Source organism: Nocardia sp. CA-119907, from assembly GCF_050955995.1.
Taxonomy (GTDB): domain Bacteria; phylum Actinomycetota; class Actinomycetes; order Mycobacteriales; family Mycobacteriaceae; genus Nocardia.
In genome coordinates this window covers 4,352,300-4,364,760 of sequence record NZ_CP192091.1, presented here as the reverse complement: position 1 = coordinate 4,364,760, position 12,461 = coordinate 4,352,300, and the positions used below count along the sequence as shown (strand labels likewise).

Annotated in this window: 12 protein-coding genes; 8 read left to right on the top strand and 4 right to left on the bottom strand. The window is 65.3% G+C overall.

Going from position 1 to position 12,461, the window contains the following annotated elements:
• Position 1 precedes the first annotated feature (1 nt).
• A complete protein-coding gene (locus ACQP2D_RS19070) occupies positions 2–1,444 on the bottom strand; it encodes a form I ribulose bisphosphate carboxylase large subunit (RefSeq protein ID WP_433685039.1) in 1,443 nt (480 codons plus the stop codon).
• Between the two features lie 126 nt (positions 1,445–1,570).
• Here ACQP2D_RS19070 and ACQP2D_RS19065 point away from each other — a divergent pair, with 126 nt between their 5' ends.
• The 4 genes from ACQP2D_RS19065 (at position 1,571) to ACQP2D_RS19050 (ending at position 6,499) form a co-directional block, all read left to right on the top strand.
• The gene (locus ACQP2D_RS19065; RefSeq protein WP_433685038.1) at positions 1,571–2,437 is read left to right on the top strand and encodes a LysR family transcriptional regulator; all 867 of its coding nucleotides are present in this window, start codon (positions 1,571–1,573) and stop codon (positions 2,435–2,437) included.
• 271 nt (positions 2,438–2,708) lie between these two features.
• A complete protein-coding gene (locus ACQP2D_RS19060) occupies positions 2,709–3,881 on the top strand; it encodes an aminoglycoside phosphotransferase family protein (protein ID WP_433685036.1) in 1,173 nt (390 codons plus the stop codon).
• 136 nt (positions 3,882–4,017) lie between these two features.
• Complete coding sequence (locus tag ACQP2D_RS19055; RefSeq protein ID WP_433685702.1) at positions 4,018–5,283, top strand: cytochrome P450; 1,266 nt, start codon at positions 4,018–4,020, stop codon at positions 5,281–5,283.
• A 340-nt stretch (positions 5,284–5,623) separates the two neighbouring features.
• A complete protein-coding gene (locus ACQP2D_RS19050; protein ID WP_433685035.1) occupies positions 5,624–6,499 on the top strand; it encodes a class I SAM-dependent methyltransferase in 876 nt (291 codons plus the stop codon).
• On the opposite strand, the gene ACQP2D_RS19045 is transcribed toward ACQP2D_RS19050, so the two are convergent.
• Genes ACQP2D_RS19045 through ACQP2D_RS19035 form a run of 3 tightly spaced genes read right to left on the bottom strand, consistent with a single transcriptional unit; the run spans position 6,490 to position 9,752 of the window.
• Entirely contained in the window at positions 6,490–7,767 is a 1,278-nt protein-coding gene (locus ACQP2D_RS19045; protein ID WP_433685034.1) for an FHA domain-containing protein, read from the bottom strand. The two genes, ACQP2D_RS19050 and ACQP2D_RS19045, sit on opposite strands and share 10 nt — an antisense overlap.
• The gene (locus ACQP2D_RS19040; protein WP_433685033.1) at positions 7,764–8,207 is read right to left on the bottom strand and encodes a hypothetical protein; all 444 of its coding nucleotides are present in this window, start codon (positions 8,205–8,207) and stop codon (positions 7,764–7,766) included. Before ACQP2D_RS19040 ends, ACQP2D_RS19045 begins: the two co-directional genes overlap by 4 nt.
• Before the next feature lie 3 nt (positions 8,208–8,210).
• Positions 8,211–9,752 (bottom strand): hypothetical protein, encoded by a 1,542-nt coding sequence (locus tag ACQP2D_RS19035; protein ID WP_433685032.1) that lies wholly within the window; start codon positions 9,750–9,752, stop codon positions 8,211–8,213.
• A 117-nt stretch (positions 9,753–9,869) separates the two neighbouring features.
• Here ACQP2D_RS19035 and ACQP2D_RS19030 point away from each other — a divergent pair, with 117 nt between their 5' ends.
• The 4 genes from ACQP2D_RS19030 (at position 9,870) to ACQP2D_RS19015 (ending at position 12,458) form a co-directional block, all read left to right on the top strand.
• On the top strand, positions 9,870–10,280 hold the full coding sequence (locus ACQP2D_RS19030) for an Rv3143 family two-component system response regulator (RefSeq protein WP_433685031.1): 411 nt from the start codon (positions 9,870–9,872) through the stop codon (positions 10,278–10,280).
• Positions 10,281–10,701: 421 nt separating this feature from the next.
• A complete protein-coding gene (locus tag ACQP2D_RS19025) occupies positions 10,702–11,070 on the top strand; it encodes an NADH-quinone oxidoreductase subunit A (protein ID WP_433685701.1) in 369 nt (122 codons plus the stop codon).
• A gap of 66 nt (positions 11,071–11,136) precedes the next feature.
• Positions 11,137–11,691, top strand: coding sequence for a NuoB/complex I 20 kDa subunit family protein (locus tag ACQP2D_RS19020; protein ID WP_354956693.1), 555 nt, complete (start codon positions 11,137–11,139; stop codon positions 11,689–11,691).
• Positions 11,688–12,458 (top strand): NADH-quinone oxidoreductase subunit C, encoded by a 771-nt coding sequence (locus ACQP2D_RS19015; RefSeq protein ID WP_433685030.1) that lies wholly within the window; start codon positions 11,688–11,690, stop codon positions 12,456–12,458. Before ACQP2D_RS19020 ends, ACQP2D_RS19015 begins: the two co-directional genes overlap by 4 nt.
• Positions 12,459–12,461 lie beyond the last annotated feature (3 nt).

Here is a 12,461-nt window from a genome sequence, read left to right as displayed (position 1 = left end):
TTCAGCGGCTGGCCGTCGGCACGGCATCCGGTGCGTCGGTGGAGGTGTAGTCGAAGGTGACATCGCCCCAGGTCGAGAGCGCGACATCGAGTGGGCGGCAGATCTCGGCGGCCTTGCGCAGCACCTCCGGACCTTCCTTCAGCAGGTCGCGACCCTCGTTGCGGGCCTTGACAACCGCCTCCAACGCCACCCGATTGGCCTCCGCGCCCGCGGCGATGCCGAGCGGGTGCCCGATGGTGCCGCCGCCGAACTGCAAGACCACATCATCGCCGAAAAGGTCGAGCAGCTGGTGCATCTGCCCGGCGTGGATGCCCCCGGATGCGACCGGCATGACTCCACCCAGACTCGCCCACTCCTGATCGAAGAAGATACCGTTGCCCGGGTTGGTCGGGATGTGGTTCTCCCGCAATGTGTCGTAGAAGCCCCTGGTCGTCGCCGGATCACCCTCCAGCTTGCCGACCACGGTGCCCGCGTGCACATGATCGACGCCGATCAGCCTGCACCACTTCGCCAGCACCCGGAAGCTCACGCCGTGGGTCTTCTGCCGGGTGTAGGTGGAGTGCCCGGCCCGATGCAGGTGCAGCAGCACACCGTTGCGCCGTGCCCAGTGCGACATCGACTGCATGGCGGTGAATCCCACGGTGAGGTCCATCATGATCACGATGCTGCCCAGTTCCTTGGCGAACTCGGCGCGCTCGTACATCTGCTCCATCGTCGCGGCGGTGACATTGAGATAGTGGCCCTTGATCTCACCGGTTTCGGCCACCGCGCGGTTGACGCCCTCCATGGCGAACAGGTACCGGTCGCGCCAGCGCATGAACGGCTGGGAGTTGATGTTCTCGTCGTCCTTGGTGAAGTCCAGGCCGCCCTTGCACGCCTCGTAGATCACCCGCCCGTAATTGCGCGCGGACAGACCGAGTTTCGGCTTCACCGTCGCACCGAGCAGTGGCCTGCCGTATTTGTTGAGGTACTCGCGCTCCATGACGGTGCCGTGCGGCGGGCCCTGGAAGGTCTTGACGTAGGCCACCGGAATCCGCATATCCTCCAGGCGCAATGCCAGCAACGGCTTGAATCCGAAGACATTGCCGATGACCGAGGAGGTGAGGTTGGTGATCGACCCCTCCTCGAACAGGTCGAGATCGTAGGCGACATAGGCGAAGTACTCCCCTTGGCGGCCGGGCACCTCATCGATGCGATAGCACTTGGCCTGGTAGCGATCGTGCGCCGTGAGACGGTCGGTCCACACGACAGTCCAAGTGGCCGTTGAGGATTCACCCGCTACGGCGGCCGCGGCCTCGATCGGGTCGACGCCCTTTTGCGGGGTGACGCGGAAGACGGCCAGGACGTCGGTATCTTTGGGGACATAGTCCGGCGCGTAGTAGCCCATCGAAGCGTAGGAGTGCACACCCGGATCCCAGCGGTTCGGTTCGGTTACCTCGGTCATCATTCCTCCGCTCCGGGTGAACGCCTGATGAGTTCAAGGATGACCGCGGTGTTAACGACAAACAATTTGATTGTTTCTCGGAATACTCAACGGATTCATAGGGTTTGATACCGTCGAATTGTGGGTATGGTGAGTGCGGCTCGGATGGAAACATTCCTGGCCGTGGCCCGGCAGGGCAGCATCCGCCGCGCGGCCACCCAGCTGCACATCACCGAGGCCGCGGTGTCCGCGGCTGTCGCCCATATCGAAAAGCAGCTCGGCGCGAAGCTCATCGCGAAGTCCGGACGTGGTATCGCGCTCACCGAGGCGGGGCGCATCTACTCCGAGTACTGCCGCACCATCCTCGGCCTCATGAAGGAGGCCACCGCGGCCGTTCGGCGCGCCGAAACCGGCAAGCTCCGGATCGGCGTCGTCGCCACCGCGGGTGAGTACGTGCTGTTGCGGCTGCTCGCGTCCTTTCGCAATCGCTATCCGGATATCGAACTCAGCCTGTCCGTGCACCCACGCGACGTGCTGTTCCTCGAATTGCACCACCACGAAACCGATCTCGTCATCGCGGGCCGCCCACCCCGCGACACCGGATTGGTCATCCGGGCCCGCCGCCCCAGTCAGCTCGTCGTCGTCGGCGCCCCCGGCTGCCCGGACCCGCTGCGCAGCACCTGGCTGCTGCGCGGCCGCGGATCCGGCACCCGCGACGCCACACTCAGCCTCATAGACCGCCTCGAAATCGCCCCGCCCACCCTGACTCTGGGCAGCCACGGCGCGGTCCTCGCCGCCGCCCGCGAAGGCCTGGGCGTCACCCTCATCCACAGTGACGCCCTCACCCAGGACTTGGAATCCGGTCTGCTGCAGGTACTCCCGGTGGACGGCACCCCCATGGACCGCCCCTGGCACGCCATCACCACCCGCACCCCCACCCCGACGACGCGCCTGTTCCTCGCCCACATCCTCGATCCCGCCGAGGTCGGCCCGCACGCCTTCCATGTCGGTTAGCTCCGGCACTCGCGGACCGCGCGGTCGATGCGCCGCAGCCGCTGATCCGGCAGGTGCACCAGCCGCGGCCGGTGCTCGGGCCGAATGCAAATGAACGCATGCCAACCGCGACATACCCCCGGGACCGTGTTGACGGTACGGCTGCATGCAGAGGCAGCGCCGGACTTCGGCAACGTCCTTGTCGTACAACGTCTTCCGAAATTATGGGGTACTGTCTGCGGGCCCGGCTGCTCGGGACAGTGTCGTCGTACTCCGGAATCGAGGCAAGCGCATGAACCACAAGCTCTGGTTGCTCGGGCGGTCCGCCACGGTCGGTGCTCATATGCTGGGCGAGAAGATCACCCGACCGAAGGCGCGGTCCGTCGACGATGTCCCGGTTTCCGGCGAAGAAATCGCTCCCGAGTGGCTGACGGCTGTCCTCTGCCGCGATGTTGCCGATGCCGAGGTGCTGTCGTTCGACACGTCCAACGGCAGCCGCGGCACGTCCACCCGGGTCGCGATCCGAGTCGAGTACAACGACGCGGGCACCCAGGCGGGCCTGCCCACGGAACTGTTCGCGAAGACGACCACGGCCTTCAGCCAGCGCATACTGCTCGGCGGCGGAAAGATGATCGAGGGGGAAACCCGCTTCTTCCGAGACTTCCGGCCGCGAGTCGAGATGGAGGCCCCGATCGGCTACTGGGGCGCCTCCGAGCCGTCGTCGTGGCGGTCGATCGCGCTGATGGAGGATATCGTCGCAACGCGCGGTGCGGTGTTCAGCGAGCCGACTGCTCCCATCGCCCGCGACCAGATGGAAGATCTGATCCGCAATCTCGCCCGGTTGCACGGCACGTTCTGGGAGGACTCGTCTATCGCTGTCCTCAACACCCCGGCCTACATGCTCGACGCTTATCTCGCTGCGATCGATATGAAGAAGCGCTGTGAGGTAGGCCTGCGCCGGGCAGAAGAGGTCGTTCCCGATGCCTTGCACGGGCAGAGCGAGCGGTTGTGGGCGGGGGTCGAGCGGGCCGTCGCGATCGCGACCAACGACGTTCCCGCGACCTTGTTGCACGGCGACCCGCACATCGGGCAAACCTACCTGACTCGCGCCGGACGAATGGGATATGTCGACTGGCAAGTGGTGATGCGTGGCGGGTGGGCGCACGATTTCGCCTATGCCGTCAACTCCGGCTGTGAGCCCGAGGACCGGCGTGCCTGGGACCGCGAACTGTTGGAGGCATACCTGGACGAGCTCGGACACGCCGGCGGCAAGGTGCCGTCGTTCGACGACGCCTGGCTGCTGTATCGGCAGCAGTCCATGTTCGCCTATGCGGCATGGGCTTTCACGATCGGCCGTGCGGCTTATCAACCCGAGATGCAATCGACCGAAACATGTCTGACGCTGTTGAAGCGCATCACCACCGCGATCGACGATCACGATTCGTTGGGAGCCCTCGGCGTCTAATCCCCTCGGGCGGGGTTCGGTTACCCAGGTCGGCAGGAGCAGCGGCTCGGCACAGCGCAGTGCCACAGCAACCTGCAAATACGAACAGTCTGGAGTCTTCTTCTTGAGTACGACGCAGTCCCAGGTGCGCCCACAGATGTGCCCGGTCGTCCACGGCTCGCCGATCGATTCCGACGGCCCGCGAATACCGCTGCACTCCCCGGAGTTCGCCGCCGATCCGCACCGTGTATACCGTGAAATGCGGAGACAGTACGGCTCTTTGGCGCCGGTCGAATTGGCACCCGGCGTGCCCGCGACGCTGGTGATCGGCTACAGCGCCGCGGTGCGAATCCTCAACGATCCCGATCACTTCCCTGCCGACCCGCGTGCCTGGCAGACGACGGTCCCCTCCGACTGTCCGATCCTTCCGCTGCTGGAGTGGCGGCCCATGGCCAGCAGAAGCACCGGGACCGACTTCGTGCGGTATCGGCAGGCGATCACCGCGAGCATCGACGCGGTGGATCTCTACGCCATGCACGACATCGTCGAGGACATCGCGACCCCCCTGATCAACAGCTTCTGCCAGGCGGGCCGCGCGGAGCTGATCAGCCAGTACGTGTACCCGCTGGTGTTCGAAGTCGTCAATTCGATGCTGGGCTGCCCGCCGGAGATCGGGCAGCAGGTCGCCGCCGGCACCGCCGCGTTGCTCGAGGGGGTCGATGCCGAAAAAGGCAGCCAGATGCTCGGCGCGGCACTGATGAATCTAGTGACCCTCAAACGAACGGAGCCCGGAAACGACATCACCTCGGTCCTGCAGCAGCATCCGGCCGCTCTGGACGATGTGGAGGTCTCCCATCACGTATCGCAGGTCTACGGCACGGGCATCGAGTTCGAACTGAACCTGATCGTCAACACTCTCCTGCTGATCCTCACCGACGATCGTTTCGGTGACAGTGTCCTGGGCGGGAATCTGTCCTCGCGGGAGGCCTTGGATGAGGTGTTGTTCGATGACCCGCCGCTGGCGAACCTGCTGATCACCTACCCTCGCCAGCCGATCCTCGTCGACGGCGTGTGGCTGCCTGCCAACCAGCCGGTCGTCATCAGCATGGCCGCCTGCAACAACGACCCCGCCATCCGCACCGACGACCTGACAGGCAATCGCTCCCACCTGGCTTGGGGCATCGGCCCACACGCCTGCCCCGCGCAATCCCTTGCCTATTTGATCGCTCAGGATGCCATCGACCAACTCCTCGATGCCCTGCCCGAGATCCGGCTCGACAAACGGGACGGCACGCCGACCTGGCGGCCGGGGCCATTCCACCGGGCACTGACGGAACTGCCCGTCACCTTTCCGCCCGCCTCTCCTTTGAACGCGAACATCGAACCCGTACGTCCACCCGACCCGCACGCAGCCAGACGCTAGTGGGTGATGTACGGGTACGCCTCTGCCGCTACGGGTGAGCCCACCGCTCGTACCGATCGATCGAGCTTCAGGCAGCGGGAAGGGTTGGGCGGTGGAGTCCGGGGTTACGACACCCGGACTCCACCCAACTGGCGATCGACTGATCGCGCAGGCTGTCGGCGGAAATTCACCGTTGCGATGATTGTTGCCCAAATACCGGCTCAACAGCATGTTTCCCTGTTACGAGCCCGTGAATATCGTGTTCCCAGACGGCCCGATTTCCCGTCCAGGTTCTCTCGGCGCGCACCGCCACGCCTGACCCTGCCCGACGAGGGCGCGCCGCTGTGCCAGACTGGCGCGCATGACCGGTGGGGAAGGGTTGATCACCAATGTGTCCGATACCGCGCGGTGGGTGGCCGCCTACCGGGCAACCGAGACGGTGCGTGCGGACGCGCTGTTCCGCGATCCACTCGCGCAACGGCTGGCCGGGGAGCGCGGCCATGCCATCGTCGCGGCCGCACCGCGGATCATGCGCGGCGGGTGGGCGGTGGTCACCCGGACCAAACTCATCGATGACCTGATCGCGACCGCTATCAGTGAGGGCTGCGACCGGGTGCTCAATCTCGCGGCCGGACTCGACACCCGCCCCTACCGACTGGACCTGCCCGCGGATTTCGTCTGGGTGGAGGCCGATCTGCCCGCCCTGACCACCGAGAAGGAAGCCGCCCTCGCGGACGAGAAGCCGCACTGCACCCTGATCCGCCGCGGCGTCGACCTCGCCGATCCGGCCGCGCTGTCAAATTTCCTGGACGCGGCCCTCGGCTCGTTGGGACCCGAAAACTCTCCCGCCACAAAGGCTTTGGTGCTCACCGAAGGCTTGCTCATGTACCTCGACGAGGAAACGGTCCGCACCATGGCCGCCGCCCTCACCCGGCCGGAGATCAGCTGGTGGGTCATGGACATCACCGTGGCGATGCGGCGCATGCGCGCCAGTTCGATGTTCGTGAACGCGCCACTGAAATTTGAACCGAGCAATGGCATCGCCTACTTCGAGGAGTTCGGCTGGCAGCCCCGGGAGGTCGAACATCTGCTCGTGCACGCCCGCAAATTCCACCGCGCCCCCTGGTACCTACGCCCCTTCACCTACCTCCCCCAGCCCGACCCGCGCCGACCGGGCCGCAACCCCTGGTCGGGAATCATTCGCTACCAGCGCGGCCAGCCTACGGATCAGAACTGACTGTGCTGGGAGTCGAAGGTCAGGATGCGGCCGCCGAGCAGGATCTGGCAGCCCGCGACCAGGGTGGTCGGGTGGTTCGGCATCGCCCGGATCCACTCCTGATGCCCCGGCATCCTGATGTAGGTACCGTTGGCCGACCCCTGGTCGATCGCGGTCACCTCCCACTCGACCAGTCGTATTTCCACATGCGCCCGCGACATTCCTCCCGACTGGTCCGGTAACCGAATCGGACGCGCACCGCGCCGCACCGCCGCGGCATGTTCGGGTTCCCGCCCGAGGACGATGTCATTGTCGAGCACGAACGATGTCCCGTCATCGAGCATCAGCAACCCGAGCGGCGGGCGAATCCCCTCGGTCAGCACACAGGTCAACTGATCCATCCGAATCCCGCACACCGCGCAGAACGACACTCGCGGGTCGTTCAGATGCTGCCGCGAACACATGAACCCCCGAACCACGACTCCGCCGCTATCGGGCATCACCACCGGAACCACCCCGCGCGTGCGAACCGGCACCGGAATCGGGACATTCGGCACCAACGTATCGGTGTCGAACTCCGGATCGGGCCAGGATTCCGAACTAGGGCGAGCATCCTCCCCCACCTCGTCAACCTTCCGAAGCCCAACCGGTTGCCCCACCCGGACGACCGATGGCGCCACCACCCCGTCGCCCGTCTCGTCCGATTCCGCTGACTGCGAAGTACGTGCGGCGCGCGACTTCGGTGCAGCCGTCCCACGATCGGCCGCAGGCGAGCCGAACCAGAGCACCGCCCCAGCGCCCGGCGCGATCCCCGCATCCAGCCCGGCGATACCGCGCCCCGGTAGCGCGCTCGTCCCGTCCTCGTCCACGAGCAACCCCACCCCGACATCGGGTGCCGGAATCACCACCCTATCCACGGTGAATCCGGCATCCCTGCCGTGCAGCACCTCCGCGCGATCCGAGTTCTCCAACACCGCTGTCACCCCGCCGTGCAGGAACAACGCCACCCCGTCCGCACTCGGTGTGATCACCCCGAACTCCACCTGATCCTCGTTGTCCAGGTTCATCAACCACGTGGTGGCAAGGCGTGCGAACATGCGTCCGGTGCGTGGTGTCTCCTCGGCGCCGGCCTCCCGCACCAGCCCGAGTAGCGCCGTCATCGTCCGGCCCGCGGGCGATTCGGCACTTGCCGCGATATCGGCGCGGTGGGCGACCACAACGACTACCCCATCGGCATTCGCGATCAGATGCGTACCACCCGGCAGCACCTCGAGCTGCGGATCGGTCACAGGAATCGACCACCCCGGAACCGCCACCGATGGAACACCGCACGCATCGGCCCGTTCACAATGAGCCAGAACACGATCCAGGTAGTGGTGAACTGGATGAGGAACGCAGTCAGCGAGGGGTGCAGCGCTCGCGGGAGCACGATGGTCGTGTAATGCACGAGGACCCACATCAGCGCCGCCTCGTTGACGATCGTCCAGAAGCCGAACAGTGTCGGCCAATCCTTCTCCCACCGGAACTGCTGCAGGAAATGGTAGAGCAACTCCCACAGCACGCCTACAAGCACGGTCGCGAGCAACACCGACAACGTCACGCGATACGCCTGCCCCAGTGATAGCGAGCCGGTCGGCAGCACCGGGGTAATGATCACCGCGACAAGGAATCCCAGGATGCCGAGTGCGAGTATGCGGGTCTGTATCCGCCCGTTCAAGGTGAGCAGCATCGTTCAGATCTTCTTGTTCGTCGCCCACAGCCACCATTGCCGGGTCGAGCGCAGCGGCCCCATGCGTTGGCAGAATCCCAGCGCCGCAAGATCGTCCGCGATCTCCTGCGCCGCGATCTGCAAGCCGAGGAAGGTATCCACCCCCGGAAAAGGACCACCCAGCGTCGCGCTACCAGATGCATAGATGCGTCCGCTGCCACTTCGCGTGCCGATCAATTCGAAGGTGGTCGCCACATCCATCCGCCCCACCGGATTACGCCCGGCCCCAGCGTGATCCAGCAGATCCGCCAACAAGCGATGCTCGCGCACATCGGCCTCCAACCCGGTGCAGTCGATGATGTAATCCGCGGCGATATCGAATGGCTGGGTCGGCGGCGCGAACGGCAGCGGCGCGGTCGGATCCGGCACGATGGTCGTGATCACCCCACCCCGGCCGGGTGCGGGCCGCAGATCACGCGCCGTGCCCGCCATCACCTGATACCAGCCCTGCTTGCGGCCGCGCCGCAATTGCTCCTGCCAACCGTCGCGGATGGGGGTGCTGGTGCCACCCATCTCCTGGTAGGCCCGCGCGCGCTGGTCTCCTTGCAGTGTGCGCATTTTCGCCTTGAGCTGCCCGCCCCACACCGACTTCGGATAGTTGAATCCCTGATAGGACCAGCCGTCCCCGGACCTGCGGCGGTTGAACAGGTTCGTCCCCTGCGTCTTGCCCACATAGTGGCGGAACAGGTGCAGGATCCGAGTATCGAGTTGAAGCTGGTCGCGATCGTCGATAATTCGCTGCAACACTCGGCTGGCAACGATCCCGCTACCGCGAATCATCACGGTGCACGGCCTGCGCTGCAGGGCCTGGTAAACGTGCTCATGCGGTTCGTAGGCATTGACCACCCGCGTCGGGTCGCGATACTTCTCTCGGTATTCCTGCAGATCGGGCAGCAACTTCAGTCCCGGATACCCAACAGCCACATGGGCATACGTACTGCGGAACGCGATCCGCTTGGTCGGTGTCGCACCGACAGGCGGGGTGAGGATGGTGAAATATCCACCGCCGTACCGCTTGCGCACCATGCGTACCTGCCCCTTGTGCAACGATCCAGCATACCCGATCCGATGGAACTCGCGCTCCATCGAAACGAACGCCTGCCCGGCCCTTGGCGTGTAGTAATTGGCGAAGATCGGCTCGGTGAACACATTCCACAGCGGCCGGATCGTTTTCTCCGCCAAGGCCTCGCGCACCGCATAGGACGGAAACCCCCAGATATTGTCCGGCGTCGACGCCGAATCACTGCGCAACCGCTCTCCGCGCGGAATCTGCGACACCCGCGTCAGATATTCATACGACGACCACGGCACCTCCTGCGGCCCGAGCACCGCCATCGATGCCGCCGCGACGCCGTAGATCCGCAGGGTGTCATAGGTGACGAAGGACCCGATACCGCTGCCGATCGTCACGAACGGAACATCCACCACCGGAATACCCGCCCGGCCCACCATCTCATCGGTCCACACGTCGGTTTCGACGAGCTCCCGGGTGATATCTCCCCGCATTTTCGGGATGCTACCGGCCGGGACTTAGCAATGGCTTTCGATTACCTTGTCCGACGCGCACCACCGATCTGCGCCAACCTGCCACGCCGCGTCCCCTCGCGGACGTACCATCCCTGCGTGGCCGACGCGAATCGTTCCACCCCGCTGCGGGTTCTCGTCTACAGCAACGACGCCGATACCCGGCGCCAAGTGATGCTGGCACTGGGCAGACATCCGCACCCCGAATTTCCCACCTTCGAATACCTCGAGGTGGCGACCGCCCCCGTGGTCATCGAGCAGATGGACGCGGGCGGTATCGACCTGGCCATCCTGGACGGGGAATCCGCCCCGGCCGGCGGTCTCGGCATCGCCAAACAGCTCAAGGATGAGATCGACCAGTGTCCACCGGTTCTGGTGCTGACCGGTCGCCCCGACGACGCCTGGCTCGCGAACTGGTCGCGCGCCGAGGCAGCGGTGTCGCATCCGATCGATCCGATCCGGCTCACCGAGGCCGTTGTCGCGGTGCTCCGCAATCGCACCGCGGCCTGACCGAATTTCGCTGGTAGGCCCGAGTAGATACGTCATGCCCGCGCCTTTCGGACGCGGGCACTCGAATGTCACGTGACGGGGCGATCGCTTAGCGATCCCGCGGATCGGATTACCCCCGATTCAGTCATAAATAGCAGTCCCGTTTTCGATCAAACACCCTATTCGAATGAACGGTCGACTCTTCGCGTCGGTTGTAGGCTGTGCCGTAGCTCACATGGGCGCGAGCCTCGATATGACAGACCCGCGCGGTGCGAGCAGGCCATGAGGCGAGTCTGACCGAGGCGGACAACGACGTCAGCCCGCCTCGGAAGCTGCCGTCATTCCGACGCCGACCAGCACAACTCCGGCGCCGTCGGGGGAAATGACGCCCAACCGCCAGCTACAGCTCGCAAGGAGGGGAAGTGCAGTCGTGAATATCGAGATGCCCACTCTGGTCCTCGGCGCGGTCGCCGCCGCATTCGCGGTTTTCTCCATCATCCTCTCGGCCCTCGTCGGCCCGAAACGACGCAACCGGGCCAAACAGGAGGCCTACGAGTGCGGCATCGAACCGACACCGCACGCCGTCGCGGGCGGGCCGGGAAACGTTACCGGACAACGCTTTCCGGTGAAGTACTACCTCACCGCGATGCTGTTCATCATCTTCGACATCGAGATCGTGTTCCTCTACCCGTGGGCTGTCCACTTCGATGCGCTCGGTCTCTTCGGTCTCGCCGCGATGGCGCTGTTCATCTTCAACGTCTCCGTGGCCTACGCCTACGAATGGCGCCGCGGCGGTCTCAGCTGGGACTGATCCCTGGCCCGCAAGGCATCAACGCCCGACGGACATACGCACAGTGGAAGTGAGAGTTAGTCGAACATGGGTCTCGAGGAAAAACTGCCCAGCGGCTTCCTGCTGAGCACGGTCGAAGATTTCGCCGGATACCTGCGCAAGGGCTCACTGTGGCCCGCCACCTTCGGTCTGGCCTGCTGCGCCATCGAGATGATGGCCACCGGCGCCGGACGTTTCGATATCGCCCGCTTCGGTATGGAGGCCTTCCGCGCCTCACCGCGGCAGGCCGATCTGATGATCGTCGCGGGCCGGGTCAGCCAGAAGATGGCACCGGTGCTGCGCCAGGTCTACGACCAGATGACCGAACCGAAATGGGTGCTGGCCATGGGCGTTTGCGCGTCCTCGGGTGGCATGTTCAACAACTACGCCATCGTGCAGGGCGTGGACCATGTGGTGCCGGTCGACATCTACCTGCCCGGCTGCCCGCCCCGCCCGGAAATGCTGTTGAACGCCATCCTGACCCTGCACGCGAAGATTCAGGAGATGCCGCTCGGCGTCAATCGCGAAGAGGCCATCCGCGCCGCCGAAGCGGCCGCGCTGGCGTCCACGCCGACCATCCGGATGGAGGGTCTGCTGCGATGACCTTCGATACCCCCGACAACACCGAGACCAGGACACCGCACGAGTTCATCGACGCCGCGGCCACCGCCGGTCCGGAAGGCACACCGCCGGAACCGGATTCGCCACCGGCCGAGGTGATCGGTGTGCGGCGCGGCATGTTCGGCGTCAGCGGTACCGGCGACACCTCCGGGTACGGCCGCCTGGTCCGCCCGGTGACACTGCCCGGCAGCACCCCCGCGCCCTACGGCGGCTATTTCGACGAGATCGTCGGCGAACTGCACGCCGCCCTCGGCGCGGTCGACACCCGCTGGGAGAGCGTCATCGAGAAGGTGATCGTCTTTCGCGGCGAACTCACCCTGCACGTGCGCCGCGAACACCTCGTCACCGTCGCCACGGCATTGCGTGACACCGCCGCACTGCGTTTCGAGCTCTGCCTCGGCGTGAACGGCGTGCACTATCCCGAGGACGCGGGCCGCGAATTGCACGCGGTGTATCACCTCATGTCCATCACGCACAACCGGCGCCTGCGCATCGAAGTCTCGGCACCGGACGCAGACCCGCATATCCCGTCGCTGTTCGGCGTGTATCCGACCACCGACTGGCATGAGCGGGAAACCTACGACTTCTTCGGCATCCTCTTCGACGGCCACCCCTCGCTGACTCGCATCGCGATGCCCGACGACTGGCGTGGCCACCCCCAGCGCAAGGACTACCCGCTCGGCGGGATCCCGGTCGAGTACAAGGGCGCGCGCATTCCGCCGCCCGACGAGCGGAGGGCGTACAAGTAATGA

What these genes read in the sequence shown, in the direction of transcription:
- ACQP2D_RS19070 (WP_433685039.1), bottom strand. Translation starts at nt 1,444, where the DNA reads ATGACCGAGGTAACCGAACCGAACCGCTGGGATCCGGGTGTGCACTCC.
- ACQP2D_RS19065 (WP_433685038.1), top strand. Translation starts at nt 1,571, where the DNA reads ATGGTGAGTGCGGCTCGGATGGAAACATTCCTGGCCGTGGCCCGGCAG.
- ACQP2D_RS19060 (WP_433685036.1), top strand. Translation starts at nt 2,709, where the DNA reads ATGAACCACAAGCTCTGGTTGCTCGGGCGGTCCGCCACGGTCGGTGCT.
- ACQP2D_RS19055 (WP_433685702.1), top strand. Translation starts at nt 4,018, where the DNA reads ATGTGCCCGGTCGTCCACGGCTCGCCGATCGATTCCGACGGCCCGCGA.
- ACQP2D_RS19050 (WP_433685035.1), top strand. Translation starts at nt 5,624, where the DNA reads ATGACCGGTGGGGAAGGGTTGATCACCAATGTGTCCGATACCGCGCGG.
- ACQP2D_RS19040 (WP_433685033.1), bottom strand. Translation starts at nt 8,207, where the DNA reads ATGCTGCTCACCTTGAACGGGCGGATACAGACCCGCATACTCGCACTC.
- ACQP2D_RS19035 (WP_433685032.1), bottom strand. Translation starts at nt 9,752, where the DNA reads ATGCGGGGAGATATCACCCGGGAGCTCGTCGAAACCGACGTGTGGACC.
- ACQP2D_RS19025 (WP_433685701.1), top strand. Translation starts at nt 10,702, where the DNA reads ATGCCCACTCTGGTCCTCGGCGCGGTCGCCGCCGCATTCGCGGTTTTC.
- ACQP2D_RS19020 (WP_354956693.1), top strand. Translation starts at nt 11,137, where the DNA reads ATGGGTCTCGAGGAAAAACTGCCCAGCGGCTTCCTGCTGAGCACGGTC.
- ACQP2D_RS19015 (WP_433685030.1), top strand. Translation starts at nt 11,688, where the DNA reads ATGACCTTCGATACCCCCGACAACACCGAGACCAGGACACCGCACGAG.